Genomic DNA, 22,685 nt, shown 5'->3' on the forward strand with positions numbered 1-22,685 from the left:
TGACGTCCGGGCGCTATACTTGACCGAATGAATAGACGAGTTCCGGCCGAATGGCGCGGTGCGGGCTCGACTCACATCGAGCCTTGGAGGTATGTGTGTTTGGTATTGGAGAGGGTGAGCTCGCGATCATCGTGGTCTTCGGCTTTTTGCTGTTTGGCCCGGATAAGCTCCCGCAGATGGGCCGCACGATCGGCCGTGCCATCCGTCAGTTCCGCGAGACGCAGGAAAAGATGACGGCTGTTGTTCAGTCCGAGATTATCGATCCGGTAAGCGAGGCCGCTTCGGCTCCGGTCAAGCCCAAGAAGGCTGCCGTCGATGACGATTCCGATGCGGACGAGGACGCCGTCGAGACGGCCGCGCCCGCAAAGAAGGAGACCTTTGCCGAGCGCCGTGCCCGCCTTGCCGCCGAGAAGGCCGCGAGTGAGGGTGCTGCCGAGGACGAAGGTGCTGCTGGTGAGGCTGAGGGCGCCGAGTCTGCCGCTGCCGCCGTCGAGCCCGAGCCTGCTGCAGAGCCGGAGCCCGAGCCCGAGCCGGCAGAGCCCACGACGGCTGACCTCTACGCCCGTCGTCCCCGCAAGCGCAAGGCCGTCGTCGACCAGCTCGCTCGCGAGCTCGAGGCCGAGGACGACGCCGCTGCCGCCCATGCCCCGAAGGGAGGCGATGAGTAATGCCTATCGGACCTGCGCGCATGCCGCTCTTCGATCATCTGGGTGAGCTCCGTCGTCGCCTGACCATCGTGGTCGTGTCAGTCTTTGCCGCCGCCATCGTGCTGTATTTCGCCACGCCCGTGGTGCTCGACATCCTGGAAGACCCCATCCGCTCCTTTGTGCCGGACGGTAAGTTCTACATCACCACCACGCTCGGCGGCTTTGGTCTGCGCTTTTCGCTGGCTCTCAAGATGGCCGTTGTCATGTGCACGCCTATGATCATTTGGCAGATTCTGGCGTTTTTCCTGCCGGCGCTTCGCCCCAATGAGCGCAAGTGGGTTGTGCCCACGGTGCTCGCCTCGACGGTGCTGTTCTTCCTGGGCGCAATCTTTTGCTACTTCATCATCATCCCTGCGGGCTTTGAGTGGCTCATCGGCGAAACCTCGGCCGTCGCTACGGCGCTGCCCGATCTGGAGAACTACGTCAACATGGAGCTGCTCTTTATGATCGGCTTTGGTGTGGCGTTTGAGCTGCCGCTCATCATCTTCTACCTGTCTGTCTTCCATATCGTGTCCTATGCGGCCTTCCGCGGTGCCTGGCGTTACGTATACGTTGGCCTGCTTGCGGGCTCGGCTGTGATTACGCCCGACGGCTCGCCCGTTACACTGGGTCTCATGTATGGCGCCCTGCTCTCGCTCTACGAGATTTCGCTCGCCATCGCCCGCGTGGTCATTACCGCGCGCGATGGCAAGGAAGGCTTGTTTGTGAGCCGTCTGGATCTGTTCTCGAACGACGACGAGGACGACGAGGAGTAAATCCGTATGCACGAGGTTGGCATTGTCAACGGCATACTCGATACAGTGATTCGCGCGGCGCGTGGGGCGGGGGCCTCGCGCGCTGTTTTGGTAACGCTGCGCATTGGGGATATGACCGAAGTTGTGCGTGAGGCGCTCGACTTTGCGTGGGAGACGTTTCGCGACGAGGACATGCTCACGCGCGGCTGCGAGCTTGCCGTGGAGGAAGTCCATCCACAAAGCGAGTGCCTGGACTGCGGCGAGGCCTTTGAGCACGACCGCTTCCATTGCCGCTGTCCTCAGTGTGGCGGCACCAACGTGCGCCTGCTGCACGGACGCGAGCTCGACATCGCCAGCATCGAGATTGAAACCCCCGACAATTAACCAGCCTGCCATTTGGGGACGGGGTATAAATGGTAGAAGTAAGGAGTGCCGAGTATGGCCGAGAAAACTATTGATATCGCATCGCCAATTCTGTCGCGCAATGAGCGCCTGGCAGATCAGCTGCGTCAGCGATTCAAAGAGACAGGCACCTATGTGATCAATGTGCTGTCGAGTCCCGGCTCTGGTAAGACCACCACGATTCTGGGCACCAACGAGCGTCTGCGCGACAAAGCCGGCCTGCGCTGTGCCGTCATCGAGGGCGATATCGCCTCGGATGTCGACGCCATCACCATGAAGGAAGCCGGCATGCCCGCCATTCAGATCAACACGGGCGGTCTGTGCCACCTCGAGGGCAACATGATCATGGAGGCCGTTGATGCGTTCGACCAGGCAGTGGGCCTTCAAAACATCGATGTTATCTTTATCGAAAACGTGGGCAATCTGGTCTGTCCGGTCGACTTTGACCTGGGCGAGAACCTGTCCATCATGATTCTCTCGGTGCCCGAGGGCGACGACAAGCCCATTAAGTACCCGGGCATCTTCCAGCACGCTGGCGCACAGCTGCTCAACAAGGTCGATGTGGCCCCGGCTTTCGATTTTGACATGGATAGGTATACTAAGACACTCGATGACCTCAATCCGCAGGCGCCGCGGTTTGCCGTGAGCGCACGCAAGGGCGAGGGCATGGATGCCTGGTGCGATTGGCTCATCGGGCAGATCGAACAAACAAGGGCGTAAGTCGGCCGTCGTACGTGCGGGCGCAGCCGCAGACACACGAGATAGGAGCCTCTTTTGAAGCTCATCATCGCCGAGAAAAACGACGCCGCGCGTCAGATTGCCGAGCGTCTTTCCACGGGCAAGCCCAAAAAGGACAAGGTGTATAACACCGCCATCTATCGTTTTGAGTGGAAGGGCGAGGAGTGCGTGACAATCGGCCTTGCCGGTCACATCCTTGCGCCCGATTTTTGCGACAGCGTGCTGTTCGATAAAAAGCTGGGTTGGTACTCGGTCACCGAGGACGGCGAGATGCTGCCGGCCGATATACCCGATGGCCTGGCGCGTCCGCCCTATGACACCAAGCGCAAACCGTTCCTTGCCGACGGTATCTCCATCAAAGGCTGGAAGCTCGAGAGCCTGCCCTACCTTACCTGGGCGCCCGTTATCAAGCTGCCGGCCGAGAAAGAACTCATTCGCTCGCTCAAGAACCTTGCCAAGAAGTCCGACAGCGTCATCATCGCCACGGACTTCGATCGCGAGGGCGAGCTGATTGGTTCGGACGCCCTCAACAAGGTGCGCGAGGTTGCGCCCGACTTACCGGTTGCCCGCGCCCAGTATTCTTCGTTTACCAAGGCCGAGATCACGCAGGCCTTTGATAACCTCGTCTCGCTCGACCAGAACCTGGCCGATGCCGGCGAGAGCCGTCAGCACATCGACCTCATTTGGGGTGCGGTGCTCACGCGCTACCTGACGCTCGCCAAGTTTGGCGGCTTTGGCAACGTTCGTTCTGCCGGCCGCGTGCAGACCCCGACGCTCGCCTTGGTGGTCGAGCGCGAGCGCGAGCGCATGGCGTTTGTGCCCGAGGACTACTGGCAGATCCGCGGCATGGCTGCCGCGCAGGCTGCTGCCGAGGACGACCGCTTTAAGATCGCGCACAAGACGGGGCGTTTTACCGACAAGGATGCTGCCGAGATGGCGTACGGCCATGTCGACGGCGTTGCGACGGCAACCGTTGCCGCGGTGACCAAGCGCTCGCGCAAGCAGCAGCCGCCCACGCCGTTTGCGACCACCTCGCTGCAGGCTGCCGCTGCGGCCGAGGGCATCTCGCCCGCACGCACCATGCGCATCGCCGAGTCCCTTTACATGGCGGGTCTTATCAGCTATCCGCGTGTCGACAACACCGTGTACCCCGCGACGCTCGATCTGGGCGCCGTGGTGAGTGACCTGGCAAAGATCAACCCGGCGCTGGCGCCCGTATGCAAAAAGGTGCTCGCCGGTCCCATGAAGCCCACGCGCGGCAAGGTCGAGACCACCGACCACCCGCCTATCTACCCCACGGGCGAGGGCGATCCGTCCACGCTCGACGGTGGCCAGCGCAAGCTCTACGACCTCATCGCTCGCCGCTTCCTGGCGACGCTTATGGGCCCCGCCACCATCGAGAACACCAAGCTCGAGCTCGACGTGAACGGCGAGCCGTTCGTGGCTTCGGGCGATGTGCTCGTGACCCCGGGTTTCCGCGAGGCATACCCGTACGGACTCAAGCGCGACGAGCAGATGCCGCCGCTGGAGCAGGGCGACACGGTCGACGTATTCGACATTAAGCTCGAGGCCAAGCAGACCGAGCCGCCCGCACGCTACAGCCAGGGCAAGCTCGTGCAGGAGATGGAAAAGCGCGGCCTGGGCACCAAGTCCACGCGCGCGAGCATCATCGAGCGCCTGTACGCCGTGCGCTACCTCAAAAACGATCCCGTGGAGCCGAGTCAGCTGGGTATCGCCATCATCGATGCACTGTCGCAGTTTGCCCCGCGCATCACGAGCCCCGATATGACCAGCGAGCTCGACGGCGACATGACCCGCGTGGAGCGCGGCGAAGATACCGAAGAGCATGTCGTGACGCACTCGCGCGCGCTGCTGGCCGGCGTGCTCGATGAGCTGCTCAAGCATACGCAGGAGCTGGGCGACGCCATCAGCGATGCCGTCACGGCCGATGCGCGCGTGGGCGCCTGCCCCAAGTGCGGCAAGGATCTGGTCATGAAGACGAGCGCCAAGACCCGCGGCAGCTTTATCGGCTGCATGGGCTGGCCCGACTGCGACGTGACCTATCCGGTGCCGAGCGGCGTCAAGGTGAGCCCGCTCGAGGGCGAAGCTGCCGTGTGTCCCGAATGCGGCGCACCGCGCATTAAGTGCCAGCCGTTCCGCCAGAAGGCTTTCGAGATCTGCGTGAACCCCACGTGTCCCACCAATTACGAGCCCGACCTTAAGGTGGGAGAGTGCAAGGTGTGCGCCGAGGCCGGACGCCATGGCGATCTGATTGCGCACAAGAGCGAGAAGAGCGGCAAGCGCTTTATCCGCTGCACCAACTATGACGATTGCGGCGTGAGCTATCCGCTGCCGGCGCGTGGCAAACTCGAGGCGACGGGCGAGACCTGTCCCGAGTGCGGCGCTCCCATCGTGGTGGTCAACACGGCGCGCGGTCCGTGGCGCATCTGCGTCAACATGGACTGCCCGACCAAGGAGAAGAAGCCCGCCCGCGGCCGCAAGACGACGACCAAGGCGAGCACGGCAAAGAAGACGACGACTGCGAAGAAGACCACGGCGAAAAAGACGACTGCCAAGAAGGCTGCCGCGAAAAAGACGACCACAAAGAAGGCGGCCGCCAGCAAGTAGCGGCGCAGCCGAAACATTGCCCAAAACAAAAACGGGCGAGGGTCCCATGGTCCTCGCCCGTTTTTTGTTCGGCAGTTCGGCAGTTGGGGACGTTCCTTTTCTGCCGGCAGTTTAGGAACGTCCCTAACTGCCAGCTCGGGAACGACAAAACGCTAGTTCACCTCGACGGGTTTAGCGCTGGGATAGCGGTCCTCAAAGTCCAAGCGATACTTGTTGCTGCTGGTTCCCGGCTCGTTGTCGCGTGCCAGCGGCGCCACGATTTCGTCCTTATGGTCCGAGGGCTTTGCGTACTTTAGGCTGATCTCCCAGGCATCGCAGATCGCGTCGATGCGGTGATCAAGGTCGTCATACAGGGCAATGATGTCTTTCCAGGAGTGGTAGTTCTTGGAGCTCATGGGGACGTCCAGGTCCTCGACGATATCGTAATACTGCTCGATGGTCTCCTCCGTGCGCTCGGCGACGTCGGCGAGATTTTGACGGGTGGTGCGATCTTCTTCCAGATAGCTACCATTGAAGGCCTGCGCGCAGGCGCGGACCTGGCTATCGAGGTCCTCGAGCAGGTCGTAGTATTCGCTCAGGCGACGGTAGAGGTTCTGCTCGGAGAGGGTTGCTTCGCCGCCAGCCTCGTCCTCGTCGTCATCGTCATCGTCGTAAAGGCTATTGGGGTCGCCGAGAGGCTTGAGGTCATCATCGTCAACATCGTGGTGCAGCTTGGTAACCTCGGCAGTCGTCTGCGTGGCGGAGTTGTCGAACGGTTTGATCACAAAGAAGATGACCAGGGCGATGATGATTGCCACCAGCGCAACGATAACGGCGACAAGCGCCCCGGTGCCGCTCTTTTTGGGAGCGGGGGTCTGTGGCGAAGCAGGCGCGTATGCGGGAGCCGGCTGCTGTTGGGGCGAGCCGCTCGCGACGGGTATGCACTGCGTGGTCTCGACGGCCGCGGGGCTTGCGGCGGGGTCGGGGCGATAAGCGAGGGGATCGTCCGCCTTGGCTTGCGGCGTATCAAGGGGCCCGGTCTGCTCAAAAGCGGGCTGGCTATCGCTCGCGGCTGTTTGCTCAACGGGTGCACCGCACGAGGTGCAGAACTTGGCATTATCTGCAAGAAGCTTGCCGCACGAGGCGCAATACCGAGACATTGCCACTCCTTTCGCCACATTTCAATGCCATACGACGATTATACCAAGCATCCAAAATTCCCCATCATAAGTTGCGGTGAAATAGGGACTGTTTGGCGGTCTTAGAGCTTCAGTCAGTCCCTATTTCACCGCAACTTTGGAAAGGCACCTTTAGTCATTGGGTAGTCATTGGGGACGTTCTTAAACGACCAGTCAATTAAGAACGTCCCCAATGACTAGGTTGGATTTGGGGTGCGCCTGCCCCTGGGGTATCATGATTTGGTTGATATATCTGCATTTACGCGCCTTGTAGGAAGGGACTGCGCCCATGGCTTTTGAGCCCGCTCAACATAGCTTTATCACGCTCGAGGGCGTCGATGGTGCCGGTAAGTCCACGCAGGCGCGCCTGCTGGCCCGTGCGCTCGAGCTCGCTGGCTACCAGGTCGTGACCCTGCGTGAGCCGGGTGGTACCGCCATTAGTGAAAAGATCCGTACCCTGTTGCTCGACCCCGCCAATACGGCGATGGGGGATACCTGCGAGCTGCTGCTCTACGAGGCCGCACGCGCCCAGCTGGTGCACGAGGTCATAGCTCCCGCCCTTGCGGCCGGCAAGGTGGTCCTGTGTGACCGCTTCTATGATTCCACGACCTGCTACCAGGCGTTTGCCGACGGTCTCGATCGCCAGATGGTACGCGACGCCAACAACCTTGCTGTCGCGGGGACGCACCCGGCGCTCACGCTCGTCTATCACATCACGCCCGAGCAGGCGGCGCTGCGCATGTCCGCCCGTGGTGCGGTCGACCGCATGGAGGCCAAGGGCATGGCGTTCCAGGAGCGCGTTTACCAGGGATTTAGTGCCATTGCCGCCGAGGAGCCAGATCGCGTGAAGCTCATCGACGCCACCGCTTCCATCGAGGACGTCTTCACGCAGACGGTCGAGCAGGTTCGCGCGTACGGTCTCGACATTTCCCAGGACGCCGTCACCGCCACGCTTGCCCAGGAGGTCGAGTAACATGGCCCCCGCTCAGGCAAGCCTGCTGGCCAAGCTCGACACCCAAGAGCGCGTACGCGATTTTTTGACCAACGCCGTCGCCAGCGGCCGCGCATCGCACGCCTACCTGTTTTTGGGCGCTCCCGGTGCCGGCAAGCTCGATGCCGCCTGGGCGCTCGCCCAAGCCTTCCTGTGCGAGCAGGACGGCTGCGGCTCATGCGATAGCTGTGTGCGTGTCGCCCGCCATACGCACCCCGACGTGCACTATTACACGCCCGAGAGCGCCACGGGCTACCTCATCGCCCAGACCCGCAAGCTGCTCGACGACGTGCCGCTGGCGCCCATCCGTGCCAAGGCCAAGGTCTACATCATCGACCGTGCCGAGCAGCTGCGCGCCAACACCGCCAACGCACTGCTCAAGACGCTCGAGGAGCCGCCCGAGGGCGTTATGTTTATCTTGCTGGGCACCTCGGCAGACGTGATGTTGCCCACCATCGTGAGCCGCTGCCAGTGCGTGCCGTTTCGGCTGGTGTCGCCCGCCGTGGCCACGAAGGCCGTGAGCCGCGCGACGGGCCAGGATCTCGCACGCTGTCGCATGGCGGTCGCCGTGGCGGGGAGCCCCACGCGCGGCATCGAGTTCCTTAAGAGCGCCGAGCGTCAGGATGCTCGCCGCCAGATGATCCGCGCCATCGATTCGCTCATCGCCGCCGACGAGGCCGATGTACTCAGCCGCGCCAAGTCGCTCATCGTCGCCGTTAAGGCTCCGCTCGCCGAGGTCAAGTCCACGCAGGAAAAGGTGCTCGAGCAAAACGCCGATTATCTGTCGCGTGGAGCATTGAAGCAGCTTGAGGACCGCAACAAGCGCGAACTCAATGCGCGCGAGCGTTCGGGTATCATGGAAGCGCTGGCGAGCGCGCGGACGCTCATGCGCGACGTGCTGCTGACGCTTCAGGATGAGGCGGCAGACATTGTGAACGAGGATGTGCGCGACGCGATCGGGCGGCTTGCCGCCGCGACGAATGTTGCGGGTGCCACCCGGGCGCTCGAGGCGGTCGCGACCGCCGAGCGCAACATTGCCAGAAACGTTACTCCCCAGCTGGCCATCGAGGTCATGCTGTTCGATATCAGGAAGGCACTGAAATGCCGTTAGTCGTACCCGTTAAGTTTACCTACGCCTCGCGCGACCTGTGGTTTGACCCGCAGGATCTGGATATCCTCGAGGCCGATTATGCCATTTGCTCCACCGAGCGCGGAACCGAGATCGGCCTGGTCACGGCCGATCCCTTCGAGGTGCCGCAAGACGAGATCGGTCAGCCGCTCAAGCCCGTGCTGCGTGTGGCGAGCGATATCGACCTGCAGCTTGCCGACGACCTGGCCATCCAGGGCGATGAGGCCATGGTCGATTTCCGCCGTCTGGTCAAAGATCTCGATCTCGAGATGAAGCCGGTGGGTGTCGAATACCTGTTTGGCGGCGAGAAAGCCGTGTTCTACTTTGCGGCCGAGGAGCGCGTCGATTTTCGTCAGCTCGTCAAGGACCTGTCCTCGACGCTGCACATTCGCGTTGACATGCGCCAGATTGGCGTGCGCGACGAGACCCGCTTGGTGGGCGGCTATGCCCAATGCGGACAGGAGCTCTGCTGCACGCGCTTTGGCGGACAGTTTGAGCCCGTCTCGATTCGCATGGCAAAGGAGCAGGACCTGCCGCTCAATTCGTCTAAGATCAGCGGCGTGTGCGGCCGCCTGATGTGCTGCCTGCGCTATGAGTTCGAGGCGTACAAGGACTTTAAGAGCCGTGCGCCCAAAAAGAAGACGCTCATCGATACGCCGCTCGGCAAGGCGCGTATCCAGGAATATGACACGCCACGTGAGCAGCTGGTGCTGCGCCTGGAGAACGGTAAAGTCTTTAAGGTCAACCTGGCCGATATGACGTGCTCGGAGGGCTGCAAAAAGAAGGCCGCCGAGCAGGGCTGCAGCTGCCGCCCCGACTGCGTGACGCGCGATGTGCTCGAGCGCATCGAGTCGCCCGAGATGCGCCTGGCGCTCATGGAGCTCGATCGCGAGAACGGCGTCGACGTGGGCGATGGCCTGTCGAGTGCCGACCGTCTGGCCGGCACGTCGATGCCCAAGCGCCGTCGTCGCGATGCCGAATCCGATGCTTGTGTCGGTCAGGGCCAGGGCGAGGGTCGTGGCCGCGGAAAGGGCCGCGGCAAGGCCGAGGCTTCCGAGGCCGAGGAGGCGGCCGGCGGCCGTCGTCGCCGCAAGCGCGCGGCGTCCGTCGACAACGGCGAGACCGCGGGCAAGAACGCCTCTCGCGAGCGCGAGGCTCAGCAGCCCCAGCAGCAAAACCGCGGCGGCGGCATGAACCCCACGCGCCGTCGTCGCCGCCACCTGTCGAGCGAGGAGCGCGAGGACGCCTTCCGCGCCGCAGCCGCTCGCGAGGCCGGTGCCGCTCCCAAGGGCGCCTCGGCCTCCGACGCGCCTGCCGACAAGGCTGGCAGGCCACGTGGCGAGGAGGAGCGCGCGCCGCGTCCTCGCCGTCGCCATTCCTCGGGCACGCAGCAGAAACCCTCGGTTCCTTCTGTGGCCGATCAGGTTTCGGATGGTGAAGTCAAGGTCACGCGCCGTCGCCCCGGCGATGGCGGAGGAGCTGCCGCCAAGGCTTCGCGCGGCGGTGCTCGCGACGAGCGCGAACCGCGTGAGGATCGCAGTGGCGAGGGCTCGGCCGACCAGAGTCAGAAGCGCCGCCGCCGTCGCCGTTCCCGCAAGCCGCGCCAGGATGGTGGCGAAGGCTCGACCCACACCTCGTCCGCACCGCAACCGCCTGCCGGCGAATAGCGCCCGCAAGCGGATTCGACTTGTCTGACCCCAAGTGCAACGGGGTATCATGGCACTGAATCGACAACCCTCCCTTCGCCCAAGCGTAGGGAGGGTTTTGTCATAAATAACTGTCTGAATGGTTTGAGCCGCTTACGGAGTGCCGGCATCTTGCCGTTTGCGGATGAATTGCTACCGTTTGCCGAGCGCGCGGCGCATGAGGCACTCGAGGTTCTTTCGCCCACGCGATGCGCCGGTTGCGAGCGTGCCGGTGCGCTTATTTGTCGGGAGTGCCTGGCGTCGCTCACGCTTGTCGATCCGCGCCACAGCTGCACGAGGTGCGGCGCTCCGTTTGGAGACCTGCTGTGTACCGAGTGCTCGGTCGAGGGTGCGTCTTCGGCGGTGGCTAAGGCCCTCGATCGCTGCCTGGCGTGCGCTGTCTATGCACATCCGTTGCCGCGCATCATCAAGGCATACAAGGATGCGGGCGAGCGCCGTCTGGCACCGTATCTGGCAGAGCTGCTCTACGACACCGCCCTGCATGCCCAGGTAGCAGTCCCCGACCGTTACGGCGGCGTGCTGTCCGGTGTCGACGCGGTGGTATTTGTTCCCGCGACTGCGGCGGCGTTTCGGCGGCGTGGATTTGATCACATGGAAGCAATCGCGCGCTCGTTTTGCGATCTTTCGGGCGTGCCATTGCTGGACGCCTTGGTCAAATACGGTCATGGCGACCAGCGCGAACTCGGTCGCGCCGAGCGCCGGGAACATGCCCGGGACATGTACGAGACGGTCGAGGATGTACGTGGCTGTCGTCTGCTGCTCATCGACGATGTCATTACCACGGGCGCAACAATGGCAGCGGCCTCGGCGGAGCTTAAGCGCGCCGGCGCCAAAGCCGTCGATGGCCTCGCTATCGCACGCGTTTGGTAGGGGTGGTTCGTGTGGCGGTAACAATCAGGCAGTGTGACAAACCGACAAAAGAGCAGCTAGCGGCTTCCGTGATCCTGATGGGCGCCTCGGCGTTGCGTATGATTCGAGCCGAGCGCCGGCAGATGGGCTACATCGGCTGGAAGGACCTTGAGCCCGAGGAGGAGCGCCGCGTGCTGTGTACGTCATCGCCTTCGACCGAGGATATCTATCTTCCCGACCTGGTGCGAATTGGAGCCAAAAGCGGCGAGGTGCAAGAAGATCTGTGCTTGCTGGTGGGATCTGCGGCGCAGCGCCGCCGCATGCCTGGCGTGGGCTGGTCCGTGTGCTCCGGGTTGCCTGTCGGCTCGATTCTAGAGGTGGAACCGGGGGTGTACAGCCTATCTCCCGAGGCCCTTTGTGTTGCCGTCGCCCGCGAGGTCGGCTGTATCCAGGCGTTTGCCCTGGCCCAGGAACTGTGTTCCAAGATTTCACTAAGCGATCGCGGGAAGTATCTACCTCCCTATACTTCGCCTGTTGCGAATAGACTTGCAAAGGACAAGGACCAACCGGCAGACGTGGGCTACTTTGAAGTCGAGCCGGTGTTGACGCCCGATCGCCTGGCAGATTACCTTGCGGCATGCAAGGGGAGTGCGGCCAAACAACTGCTACGCCTGTGTCCCTACCTGTCAGAAAACCTGCGCTCACCCCTGGAGTGCATCATGCTTGCCATGTTTTCGCTTCCGTTTTCCTATGGCGGATTTGCCTGCGGTCCCTTTAAGACCGACTACAAGATCGAGTTCGATGACCGCGCGCAGGCAATCTCGGGGATGCCGTATGCAGTTTGCGATGCGTATCAGGAAACAGCCCGGTTTGACCTGGAATACAACGGTGAGCTTGGTCATTCCTCTCGAAGGGGACGTGTCCATGATGAAAAACGCAACACGGGCTTGATTACTATGGGAGTCGAGGTCGCGACGGTCAATAACGAGATACTTTGCGACATGGAGGCAATGGAGGCACTCGCATGGCGCATCCACCAGCGTATGCGAAAGCGGTACCGGAATCGTGTCGATGCCCGCAGGAAGAAGCAAGAGGCGTTGCTTAACACGCTGCGGGCGTGTTTTGGGCTTAAGCCGGTATAATTCGCGTTGAAAATAGGGGGTTAATCATATGCCCTGGCCAAAATATGGCAAATATGAGTAATGTCACTAAATCAGTAACAGCAAAATCAAGGAATTTAGGACTCGGAGGCATCGTAAAGTAAAAAGATAATAAACAAATGTAGAATAACTAAGCATCAGGTTGGCGACACTGAGCGCAAAATCTGTCCGAGAGGCCAAAATTGCCTGTTACAAAATTGGTAACAGTACTCATATTTGCCATTTTTTGGCCACGGCACCCCGAGGCGGGCGCCCCGGAGCTCCCCGTAGGGGAGCTCCGGGCTTCATGGGAACACGCACGGTCCGCTCCGACCTGCAAAATCTGTGCTCACGGTGCGAATGACGACCTAACCTTAAACTTTAGCTTGAACTTAGCTATAATGCGCTACGTTCCCGCCAGGCTGTGGTTGCGGACGGGCAATGCGCCCATCCAAGTCCAAGACAGACGCGGTCAAAGGGATCCACGTAAGCGACCGCGTGCGCGCGGCGCGATCATGGCGCGTCCTAGATGTAAGCCGTACCGTCCGTTCTACTTTCTTTGGGGCAATACCGCCTCGCGGGCGAGCGGGCCAGTCGTGAAGGTGGCTGCGGCCTCCCGAGCAAACGCCCCGGTGCGCAAGTGTGGGGTCAAATACCAGGTCAGCTGGTGGGAACAACCCGATATTCCGTGCAGGGCACGGATCGTATACGACACAGAAGGCAGGGTAGCGGACATGGTGAGGGGCAGCTTGATGCATGCAGCTCGGTTGGGTGCTGGGACCGCGGCGGTCATTGCCGTTTTGGGCCTGAGTGGATGCGCGTTCAATCCACTGTCCACGTTCACGACGCCCACGATCGACCAGATCGAGCGCGAGACCGTTACCCCCACGGTATCGGACGATGCCCTGGTCACGCCGGGAACCCTGACGGTCGCCCTCGATACTTCCGATGCCCCGCAAGCCATGCAGGATGCCGACGGAAACCTCACGGGCTATGCGGTCGATGCCGCTCGTGCCCTCGCATGCCGCATGGGTCTCAAGGTCGCCTTTGTCGATGCGTCCTCGGCCGATTCCGCGCTCAGCGATAAAAAGGCCGATATCTTCATTGGCGACGTCAGCTCTACGGACGGCGATATCAGCTCGCTTGGCACCTGTCTGTACGACGCCCCCGCCGTATTCGGCAAGAGCACTGACGGCGAGTCGCCGAGCGTTTCCACCGAAACCCTTAACGCCGCTACCCTGGGCGTTCAGACCTTCTCGGCCTCGCAGGAAGCGCTCGCCAAGCAGGGCATCACGGCCAACCAAAAGACCTTCTCCAACATCAACGAGTGCTTCGAGGCACTCGAGTCGGGCGAGGTCGATTACGTGGTCTGTGATTCCACGGCCGGTGGTTACCTCGCGCGCCTGATGAGCCAGATCTCCTGTGTCGGCACGCTCGAGACGCCCTCCACGCTTGGCGTCGCAGGCCTTAGCTCTAACGATGAGCTGTGCCGTGCCGTGGGCGATGCCCTCGACGACATCACGGTCGACGGCACGCTCGAGGCGGTCCACTGCGTCTGGTACGGCCAAATGCCCTATGACCTTACCGCCAAGACTGTTTCGGGGGCCAATGTGCAGGCATCCGAATCTACGTCCAACGAGACCGAGTCCTCCGATGGCGACACCTCCGATAACAACGGCGACAGCCCGTCGTCTAGCCAGGAGGGCGCCATCACCGACGATGACATCAACAAGCTCAATAGCTAGTTATTGGTAGGGGTGGCGCCTGCCATACATTGAACAAGGTGCTTCTTCACGGTTTCAACACGCATGGCCGGGTCTCCCCCATAGGGGAGCCCGGCTTTTCAATTTTGATAAAACCAGCAGCTCAAGGGCAATTTCCAGGAGAAAAACCAACTCCGCCGACGCCCTCATATAGCGCACTTTGCCGCGGAAAAGTGCGAGACTTCGGTATGCGGTATCAAGCAGTCGTTATTCGGGCCTTTGGGAATTCGGGTGATTAAATGCACGGCAATGGGTACATAGCCAGTACAGTAAGTCCCCGAGGCAGATTGGAGCCACGTATGGATATCAAGGTTTCTGGACGCAAGACGACGGTAACCGATGCTCTGCGTGCGCATGTGGACGAGAAGATCGGCGAGGCGCTCAAGGTTTTCGATATCGAGCCCATGACAGTCGACGTCGTGCTTCGTTATGAGAAGAACCCCTCGAACCCCAACCCGGCAATCGTCGAGGTCACGGTTCGTGCCCGCGGCTCTGTGATTCGCGTCGCCGAGCACGGCGCAGATATGTATGCCGCCATCGATCTCTCCGCCGATAAGGTCACCCGCCAGCTGCGCAAGTTCAAGACCAAGGTTGTGGACAACCGCCAGGGCGGTGCCAGCGCCGCGGATGTCGCACCGGTCGAGCGCGTCGAGGATCTGGCCGACCTGCTGCTGCCCGAGGAGGACGACGACCTGCTCGTCCGCGAGAAGGTCATCGATGTCACCCCGATGACTGAGGAGCAGGCGCTGGTGCAGACCGATCTGCTCGGCCACGACTTCTACGTGTTCGAGAACGCGACGACTGGCCTCATCAATGTGGTGTATCACCGTAAGAATGGTGGATATGGCATCATCAAGCCCCGCATCGAAACACTTGACGAGTAAAATACGTTAACTTGCATGAGTTAACGGTTGGCGGCCATCCCATGCGGGTGGCCGCCTTTTTTACGTAAGGAGTCGCTTTGATGGACAAGGCCGCATCCGCCGGTCATTCGGACCGTTGCCGTATCGTCGTCGATACCTGCTGCGACTTTAACCCCGAGGTCGCCGCGAACCTCGATGTCGATATCTTGGGCTTCCCTTTCATTATCGATGGCGAGGAGCGCACGGACGACATCTGGTCGAGCATGAGCCCTAAGGAGTTCTACGACCGTATGCGCGCCGGTGCCCGCGTGTCCACCTCGGCTGTGTCGCTCGGTCGCTATATCGAGTTCTTTACCGAGTGCGCCAAAGAGGGCACGCCCACGGTTTACCTGTGCTTTACCTCGGCGCTGTCGTCGAGCTACAACTCCGCGTGCCAGGCGGCAGATGCCGTGCGCGCCGAGTATCCCAACTTTGAGCTCTACGTGGTCGACAACGCCCTGCCCTGCGCGACCGGCGAGCTCCTGGCGCTTGAGGCCGTGCGCCAGCGTTCGGCGGGACTGACTGCCAAGCAGTTGGTCGATTGGGCAAACGAGGCCAAGACCTACGTGCACGGCTACTTTACGCTCGAGAGCTTCGATGCGCTGGCTGCCGGCGGCCGCATTCCGCCCGCGGCGGCGCAGCTCACGGCAAAGCTCGACGTCAAGCCCGAGCTCTCCTACGACCTTGCCGGCTCGCTGTCGCTGATCGGCGTCAACCGCGGCCGCAAGAAGGCGCTCAAGTCCATCCTCAAGTCGTTCCGCGAGAACTACGTGCCCGATCGCACCATGCCCATCGCCATCATGACGGCCGATGCCGAAAAGGACGGTGACTGGCTCGAAGCCGCCATCCGCAAGGAGGAGGGCTGCGCCGACGTCACGATCATTCGCAGCTCCGTGGGCCCCACCATCGGCTCGCACGTGGGCCCCGGCATGGTGGCCTGCGCGTTTTGGGGCAAGAACCGCACCGACAAGGCGTCGCTTTCCGACCGCATCGCCCGCCGCGTGCGCGGCCAGTAGGCAAGCGCTGCGTCCGTAATCGCCCTCGACTCACAGCTCAAACGCTGGCAACGAGTATTCAACCTGGTAATAACACCCAACCCAAAAGGAAAGGTTTCATGGCAAACAAGCTCTCTGTCGCATTTATCGGCACCGGAATCATGGGTGCCCCTATCGCCGGCCACATTCTGGACGCTGGCTATCCCGTCACGGTCAACAACCGCACCAAGTCCAAGGCTAGAGCGCTTGTTGAGCGCGGTGCCGTCTGGGCCGATACGCCGGCAGATGCCGCGGCGAACGCCGACGTCGTCTTTACCATGGTGGGCTATCCCTCCGAGGTCGAGGAGCTCTACCTGGCGGGCGACGGTCTGCTCGCGTGCACTAAGCCCGGTGCGGTCCTAATCGACCTCACCACAAGCTCGCCCGAGCTGGCGCGCGACATTGCCGAGGCCGCCCAGGTTTCCGGCCGCATGGCGTTTGACTGCCCCGTCACCGGCGGCGAGTCGGGTGCTATCGCCGGCACGCTTACGGCTATCGTGGGCGCTACCGAGAACGACATTGCCCCGGTCCGCGATATCCTTTCCACCTTTGCGGCAACCATCTGCTGCTTCGACGGCGCCGGCAAGGGCCAGGCTGCCAAGCTCGCTAACCAGGTGTCGCTGGGCGCCTGCATGGTCGGCATGGCCGATGCGCTGGCGTTTGCCGAGCTGAGCGGCCTTGATATGGAGAAGACCCGTCAGATGATCCTGGGCGGCACCGGCAAGTCCGGTGCCATGGAGAGCCTGGCGCCTAAGGCGCTCGACGGCGACTACAAGCCCGGTTTTATGGTGGAGCACTTCATCAAGGACCTGCGCTTGGCGCTCGCCTATGCCGACGACCGCGAGCTTGCGCTGCCCGGCGCCGACGTGGCCTTTACGCTCTATGACATGCTCGACGCCATCGGTGGTGCCAAGCTGGGTACCCAGGCCATCAATGTCCTCTATAAGGAGGAGGCCGACGCCATTGCCGCCGGTCTGGACTGGTCGCAGTATCGTCCCGAGGAGCATGGTGCTCACGAGGAAGGCTGTGGTTGCGGCGAGCATGGCGACGACCACGAGTGCGGTTGTGGCCACCACCATGGCGAGGACCACGAGTGCTGCGGCGGCCACGGCCATGACGACGGCCACGAGTGCTGCTGCGGCCACCATCACGAGGAGTAGCGCCCATGAGCTGGACGTTCGTGGTGCTTGCACTAGTGCTCTTTCTCTTTGCGATCTACATTGGCTTTTTGTGCGGCCAGTGGGCGTGCGAAAAGCGCGTCGTCACCAAGCGCGACTACTGGATTGCCAACTTTGCAGGAGCGGCGGCAGTCGTCCTGCTGACCTGGGTGTTCTCGCTGTTCCCGCTGGTGCAGTTTGCGCCGATCGGCTGGCTTGGCGGCTTTATCGCCGGCCTTAAGATGAGCTTTGGCGAGTCCGTTGGTCCGTGGCGCAAGCACGATGAGGTCTTTAACGTCAACCAGGCTCATCGCGCCGCCGCCGACGCAGGAGACGCCGAGGAGCGCCGCCGCGCGCGTCGCAATGGCGCGGCTGACCGACAGCTCATCTCGGTCACCGATGACAGCAAGGGTGCTGGCAGGCACACTAAGAAATAGTAAGAAGAGGTAACTATGGCAGAAAACAAAGACGAACAGCTCACCGACGAGGAGCTGGCACAGCTTCAGCTGGCAGAGGAGAACGAGAACACCGTCGACCGCTTGGTCCAGGAGCTCGGCTGCCCCACGCGCCGTATCCGCCAGTTTGCCGCCCGCGTGCTGCACCTGCTTGCCGAGCGCGACCCGCAGCGCGTCGTGCCCTGCGTGCCCGCGCTGATCGAGGCGCTCGACCGGCCCGAGGCTCAGACTCGCTGGGAGGCCCTCGATGCCCTGGCGGCGCTCGCCACCACCTGCCCCGACCAGCTGGGTGATGCCTTTGAGGGCGCCGAGACCGCACTGTTTGACGAGATTTCCTCCACGCTGCGCTATGCCGCCTTCCGCCTGCTGTGCGTGTGGGGTGCCACGAGCGTCGAGCGTTCGCGCGAGGCTTGGCCCATCCTGGACGAGGCCATCCAGTGCTACCACGGTGACCTCGAGTATCGCGATATGCTCGGCTGCCTGTACGAGTTTGGCAAAGGCGAGATCGATGCCGAGATCGCCGAGAAGCTTGCGCTGCGCCTTAAGTTCGATGCCGAGAACGGCAAGGGCAGCTATCTCAAGGCCCGTTCGAGCGAAATTTGCGAAATGCTTGTTAAACGTTTTGGCCTGGATCTCTCCAAAAAGAAGAAGCGTGCTAGCGTTAAAAAATCTGACGACGCCGAAGACGAGGAGTAACAGATTATGGCGCACGATGTAGTCCTGATTCCCGGTGACGGGATCGGTCCCGAGATTACGCAGGCCATGCGCCGCGTGGTCGAGGCCGCCGGTGTCCAGATCAATTGGAACGTCCAGGAGGCCGGTGCCGGCGTCATGGACGAGTTTGGCACGCCGCTGCCCCAGCATGTGCTCGATGCCGTCGCCCAGACCAAAGTTGCCATCAAGGGCCCCATCACCACGCCGGTCGGTACGGGGTTCCGCAGCGTCAACGTTGCCCTGCGTAAGTACTTCGACCTGTACGCCTGCGTGCGCCCCTGCCTGTCGCAACCGGGCGATGGCTCGCGCTTCCGCGATGTCGACCTGGTTATCGTGCGCGAGAACACCGAGGACCTCTACGCTGGTATTGAGTTCGACGAAGGCGCTGCCGAGGTCGAGGAGCTTTCACAGCTTGTCGAGCGCTCGGGTCAGAAAACCTTCGCCGCGGATTCCGCCATCTCGATCAAGCCCATCTCCATCGCCAAGAGCCGCCGTATTGTGGAGTACGCCTTTGAGTATGCTCGCCGCTGCGGTCGCAAAAAGGTGACGGCCGTGCATAAGGCCAACATCATGAAGGCGACTGACGGCCTGTTCCTGCGCGTGGCTCGCGAGGTGGCTGCCAACTATCCCGATATCGAGTTCAACGACAAGATCGTCGACGCCACCTGCATGGGTCTGGTTCAGAACCCCAACGACTTCGATGTTCTAGTCCTGCCCAATTTGTATGGCGATATCGTCAGCGACTTGTGCGCCGGTCTTGTGGGCGGCCTTGGCATGGCCCCCGGCTCCAATATCGGAGCCGACTGCGCCATCTTTGAGGCCACGCATGGCTCCGCGCCCGATATCGCTGGCCAGGATATCGCTAACCCCACGGCCGAGATTCTGTCTGCCGCCATGATGCTCGATCACCTGGGCGAGAACGATGCTGCCAATCGCATTCGCGCCGCCGTATCTGCCACGCTCGATGAGGGCGAGCAGGTTACCGGTGACGTGCGTCGTGCCCAGACCGGCTCCATTGAGGGCGCCGTGGGCACGCAGGCCTTTGCCGATGCCGTTATCGCGCATCTTGCCTAAGGGGATACGGCTTCAAACGCCTAAGCGGTACTTATACGTTTGCGGATAACCTGAGAATGAATACGCCCGGCGCTCTGTCGGGCGTATTCTATTGAGGACTATGTTTCTTAACAAGGAGTAACTGATATGGGTCTGATTCAAAAGAAGGACGAGAAGGACGAGATCGACGGCATCCAGATCATCGAGCGCGGCGAAGGCCCCGACGGTGACGAGGACGAGAAGATCGATCTGGTCGCAGGTACGTCTGCCGAGCACATTGCTGCCGGCACGACCGCCGAGGAGGAGGACGCCCGCCTGGAGGCTCAGATTGCCGCGGATGCCGCCGACGAGAACCTCATGCCTGAGGAGCAGGACGAGGACGAGGACGATGACTCCGACGTGGTCGACAGCGCATCCAAGCACAAGAAGACGATGATTGCCGCCTTTGTGGTCGCCATCGTGATTGCTGCTGTGGTCGGCTTCTTTATCGGCAACGGTGGTTTTGGCGGCAAGGGCGTCGGCTCGGCGACCCTCACCGAGGACCAGCTCGATTCGACCGTGGCAAGCTACAGCTACAACGGCAAGAAGAGCAACATCACCGCGCGCGAGGCCATCGAGAGCCAGTACAGCCTTGATACCGTCAAGGATAGCGATGGCAACTACACCGCTCCCTCTGCCGATGTCATCCTGTCCTACGTGCGCAACCAGATTCTGCTGGACGCTGCCGAGGATGAGGGCATCACCGTCTCTTCTAAGGAGATGAAGGAGTACGCCGAGGATTCTATCGGCACTTCGGACTACAAGACCATGGCCACGCAGTATGGCGTGTCCAAGGACCAGGCCAAGCAGATCGTCCGTCAGTCCGCGACGCTGCAGAAGCTCTACAAGAAGAAGGTGGGCGATAGCTCCGCAAGCATGCCGATCGCTCCGACCGAGCCTTCTGACGGCAACGAGGACACCGCGAGCAAGGACTACGCCGACTACATCATCAACCTTGCCGGTGACGAGTGGGATAGCAAGAAGGGTACCTGGAAGGACGCCGATAGCACCTACGCTAAGGCTTTTGCCGACGATGCCTTTACGGCCGATAGCGCTACCTATAAGCAGGCCATGACCGCCTATTACACCGCCTACCAGCAGTACTCTTCACAGGCCTCGAACGCCAGCTCCAAGTGGACCGAGTACGCCAACGGCCTCTACGCCAAGGCCAATATCAGCATCTACGGCTTGTTTGCGTAAAGATTACCTGAGCCTTCGAGTACGAAGCCGAAATATTTGCTGAAGCCCCCTAGAGCGGACATCGTTCTAGGGGGCTTTTTGCGTTGGAGGAAAGGGCGGGGAAGAGAGAGTAGGAGGGGTTTAATATACAAATTCTTGGAGACTTTATTCATGTAAAGTGAAAACGATTTCGGCCAAACTGGTAGTAACAATGTGGTACCACTGTTCATCTGGTAGTAACCAATTTTGATTCGAAATCGAATGGAAATTGCTAAGAATTAGTTTGGTAATGAAAGAAACGCAGCACTTCTACCTGCGTAAATTACCGTTTACGGGCCAAAAATAACCGTTTGGCAACGAAATAGTAATTTGAACGAAATGTGGTGGACGTTTGAATTGAGTGTGTGCTACCGTACATACCAGCAACCCCAAATAGGGACTGGGTTGTCTAAGTTTGCGCGCCAATGCCGGCAAGCGGAGAAGCCGGTATGCACAAGGCGCGGACATGGAACTCGTTGGTGAACAACGAAAGAAAGGTTGGAGGAGATGCCATATGATGAAGTACCTCCAGAAGCTCGGCAAAGCGCTGATGCTTCCCGTCGCGGCTCTTCCCGTCGCAGGTATTCTTATGGGCGTGGGCTACCTGCTCGCTCCCGCAGTCATGGGTGCTGCCGGTGACACTACCGGTTTTGCCTATACCGCCGGTTTCCTGCTCATCAAGGCAGGCGGCGCTCTTATCGATAACATGGCCTGGCTGTTCGCAGTCGGCGCCGCTGTCGGCCTTGCCGACGATCACGATGGCACCGCTGGCCTCGCTGGCCTCGTCGCCTTCCTGATGATTCAGCAGCTCCTGAACCCTGCCGTTGTTGGCACTATCCGTGGTATGGATGCCGACGCCCAGACCGCTTGGCTCGCCACTACCGAGGGCATCGCGTTCTCCAAGATCGCTGGTAACTCCTTCATTGGTATCCTGTCCGCCATCATCGGTGGCACCTGCTACAACAAGTTCAAGGACACCCGTCTTCCCGACTGGCTGGCCTTCTTCTCCGGCAAGCGTTGCGTCGCCATCATGACTGCTGTCATCTGCATCGTCGTTTCCGTCGTCCTGCTCTTCGCTTGGCCCCTCATCTTCGGTGCGCTCGTCGCTCTGGGCGAGGGTATCGCTGCTATGGGTGGCATCGGCGCTGGCATCTACGCCTTCCTCAACCGCCTGCTCATCCCGACTGGTCTCCACCATGCTCTGAACAACGTGTTCTGGTTCGACACCATCGGCCTTGGCGACCTGACCCACTTCTGGGCTGGCGAGACCTCTGCCGACGTCAAGTGGAGCCTCGGCATGTACATGTCTGGCTTCTTCCCCTGCATGATGTTCGGTATCCCGGGCGCTGCCCTGGCTATGGTTCAGACCGCTAAGAACAAGAAGGCTGCTATCGGCCTGGTTGTCTCCGCCGCCATCTGCGCCTTCGTCTGTGGCGTCACCGAGCCCTTCGAGTTCGGCTTCATGTTCCTGTGCTTCCCGCTCTACGTTGTGTACGCTGCCCTGTACGGCATCTTCACCATCATCACCTACTATGTTGGTTTCCGTGCTGGCTTCTGCTTCTCTGCTGGCGCTACCGACCTCCTGTTCTCCGCTAGCCTCCCGGCTGCTGCCAACACCTGGATGATCATCCCGATGGGCATCGCTGCCTTCCTGGTCTTCTACCTCGTGTTCCGCTTCGCCATCACCAAGTTCAACCTCATGACCCCTGGTCGCGAGGATGAGGATGTCGAGGAAACCTCCGCTTCCGCCGCTGCTGGCGACGACAAGTTCGCCGCTCTGGCCGCCGCTGTTCTCGCTGCCGTCGGTGGCAAGGAGAACGTTAAGACCGTTGACTGCTGCGCTACTCGCCTTCGCTTCGAGCTCGGCGATTCCGCTCTGGTCGACGAGGCTGCCTGCAAGAAGGCTGGCGCTCTGGGCGTTATGAAGATGGACAAGGGTGCTACCCAGGTCATCATCGGTACGCAGGTCCAGGCTGTTGCCGAGGAGCTCAAGAAGCTTCTCTAAGCCTTAGAGACGTACGTGTCTTGCAAAGGGTCGTCCCGCTCCGCGGGGGCGGCCCTTTTTGCTACCTCGATACTTGATGAGGCGGTGCGATTGGTATTACAGTACACGGGCAATTAACCGGTAAACAATATTGCAATGTGCTGGTTGACCTGCTGTTATTACGTT

General features: G+C 61.2%; 20 protein-coding genes. 19 read left to right on the plus strand and 1 reads right to left on the minus strand.

Annotation, left to right across the window (positions count from 1 at the left end):
- The first annotated feature begins 95 nt into the window (after positions 1-95).
- The 5 genes from ACTQ40_RS03080 to ACTQ40_RS03100 are packed head-to-tail and all read left to right on the plus strand — an operon-like array spanning position 96 to position 5,209.
- Entirely contained in the window at positions 96-668 is a 573-nt protein-coding gene (locus ACTQ40_RS03080) for a twin-arginine translocase TatA/TatE family subunit (RefSeq protein ID WP_193221503.1), read from the plus strand.
- Positions 668-1,462, plus strand: coding sequence for a twin-arginine translocase subunit TatC (tatC, locus tag ACTQ40_RS03085; protein ID WP_193221504.1), 795 nt, complete (start codon positions 668-670; stop codon positions 1,460-1,462). The genes ACTQ40_RS03080 and tatC overlap by 1 nt, the downstream gene beginning before the upstream one ends.
- 6 nt (positions 1,463-1,468) lie before the next feature.
- A complete protein-coding gene (hypA, locus tag ACTQ40_RS03090) occupies positions 1,469-1,825 on the plus strand; it encodes a hydrogenase maturation nickel metallochaperone HypA (protein WP_441563315.1) in 357 nt (118 codons plus the stop codon).
- Positions 1,826-1,879: 54 nt separating this feature from the next.
- A complete protein-coding gene (gene hypB / locus ACTQ40_RS03095) occupies positions 1,880-2,563 on the plus strand; it encodes a hydrogenase nickel incorporation protein HypB (protein ID WP_152068470.1) in 684 nt (227 codons plus the stop codon).
- A 54-nt stretch (positions 2,564-2,617) separates the two neighbouring features.
- Positions 2,618-5,209: a DNA topoisomerase I gene (locus ACTQ40_RS03100; protein WP_441563316.1), complete on the plus strand. Its 2,592-nt coding sequence runs from the start codon at positions 2,618-2,620 to the stop codon at positions 5,207-5,209.
- Between the two features lie 152 nt (positions 5,210-5,361).
- Here ACTQ40_RS03100 and ACTQ40_RS03105 read toward each other — a convergent pair whose 3' ends face one another.
- Positions 5,362-6,348, minus strand: coding sequence for a zinc-ribbon domain-containing protein (locus ACTQ40_RS03105; RefSeq protein ID WP_427794015.1), 987 nt, complete (start codon positions 6,346-6,348; stop codon positions 5,362-5,364).
- Between the two features lie 307 nt (positions 6,349-6,655).
- On the opposite strand from ACTQ40_RS03105, the gene tmk reads away from it, so the two are divergent.
- From tmk to ACTQ40_RS03175, 14 genes are all read left to right on the plus strand, one after another.
- Positions 6,656-7,339 (plus strand): dTMP kinase, encoded by a 684-nt coding sequence (gene tmk / locus ACTQ40_RS03110; RefSeq protein ID WP_441563317.1) that lies wholly within the window; start codon positions 6,656-6,658, stop codon positions 7,337-7,339.
- Position 7,340: 1 nt separating this feature from the next.
- Positions 7,341-8,468, plus strand: a complete 1,128-nt coding sequence (locus tag ACTQ40_RS03115) for a DNA polymerase III subunit (RefSeq protein WP_441563318.1) — start codon at positions 7,341-7,343, stop codon at positions 8,466-8,468.
- Positions 8,459-10,153: a PSP1 domain-containing protein gene (locus tag ACTQ40_RS03120; RefSeq protein ID WP_441563319.1), complete on the plus strand. Its 1,695-nt coding sequence runs from the start codon at positions 8,459-8,461 to the stop codon at positions 10,151-10,153. The genes ACTQ40_RS03115 and ACTQ40_RS03120 overlap by 10 nt, the downstream gene beginning before the upstream one ends.
- A 123-nt stretch (positions 10,154-10,276) precedes the next feature.
- Complete coding sequence (locus ACTQ40_RS03125; RefSeq protein WP_441563320.1) at positions 10,277-11,062, plus strand: ComF family protein; 786 nt, start codon at positions 10,277-10,279, stop codon at positions 11,060-11,062.
- Between the two features lie 68 nt (positions 11,063-11,130).
- Positions 11,131-12,183, plus strand: coding sequence for a hypothetical protein (locus ACTQ40_RS03130; protein WP_441563321.1), 1,053 nt, complete (start codon positions 11,131-11,133; stop codon positions 12,181-12,183).
- A gap of 749 nt (positions 12,184-12,932) precedes the next feature.
- A complete protein-coding gene (locus ACTQ40_RS03135) occupies positions 12,933-13,925 on the plus strand; it encodes a substrate-binding periplasmic protein (protein WP_441563334.1) in 993 nt (330 codons plus the stop codon).
- 317 nt (positions 13,926-14,242) lie between these two features.
- Positions 14,243-14,827 (plus strand): ribosome hibernation-promoting factor, HPF/YfiA family, encoded by a 585-nt coding sequence (hpf, locus tag ACTQ40_RS03140; RefSeq protein ID WP_055285508.1) that lies wholly within the window; start codon positions 14,243-14,245, stop codon positions 14,825-14,827.
- An 80-nt stretch (positions 14,828-14,907) separates the two neighbouring features.
- Positions 14,908-15,861 carry a DegV family protein gene (locus tag ACTQ40_RS03145; protein WP_427718953.1) on the plus strand — a complete coding sequence of 318 codons (954 nt, stop codon included), beginning with the start codon at positions 14,908-14,910 and terminating at the stop codon, positions 15,859-15,861.
- A gap of 98 nt (positions 15,862-15,959) precedes the next feature.
- On the plus strand, positions 15,960-17,039 hold the full coding sequence (locus ACTQ40_RS03150) for an NAD(P)-binding domain-containing protein (protein ID WP_427795479.1): 1,080 nt from the start codon (positions 15,960-15,962) through the stop codon (positions 17,037-17,039).
- A 5-nt stretch (positions 17,040-17,044) separates the two neighbouring features.
- Positions 17,045-17,473 (plus strand): hypothetical protein, encoded by a 429-nt coding sequence (locus tag ACTQ40_RS03155; protein ID WP_427728604.1) that lies wholly within the window; start codon positions 17,045-17,047, stop codon positions 17,471-17,473.
- A 15-nt stretch (positions 17,474-17,488) separates the two neighbouring features.
- A complete protein-coding gene (locus ACTQ40_RS03160; protein ID WP_427718960.1) occupies positions 17,489-18,187 on the plus strand; it encodes a hypothetical protein in 699 nt (232 codons plus the stop codon).
- A 6-nt stretch (positions 18,188-18,193) separates the two neighbouring features.
- Positions 18,194-19,279, plus strand: a complete 1,086-nt coding sequence (locus ACTQ40_RS03165) for an isocitrate/isopropylmalate dehydrogenase family protein (RefSeq protein WP_427728602.1) — start codon at positions 18,194-18,196, stop codon at positions 19,277-19,279.
- Between the two features lie 126 nt (positions 19,280-19,405).
- Positions 19,406-20,497 (plus strand): hypothetical protein, encoded by a 1,092-nt coding sequence (locus tag ACTQ40_RS03170; protein WP_441563322.1) that lies wholly within the window; start codon positions 19,406-19,408, stop codon positions 20,495-20,497.
- A 532-nt stretch (positions 20,498-21,029) separates the two neighbouring features.
- On the plus strand, positions 21,030-22,520 hold the full coding sequence (locus ACTQ40_RS03175) for a PTS transporter subunit EIIC (protein WP_427728598.1): 1,491 nt from the start codon (positions 21,030-21,032) through the stop codon (positions 22,518-22,520).
- Positions 22,521-22,685 lie beyond the last annotated feature (165 nt).

It is taken from the genome of Collinsella sp. Sow4_D11 (assembly GCF_052116465.1).
Classification (GTDB): domain Bacteria; phylum Actinomycetota; class Coriobacteriia; order Coriobacteriales; family Coriobacteriaceae; genus Collinsella.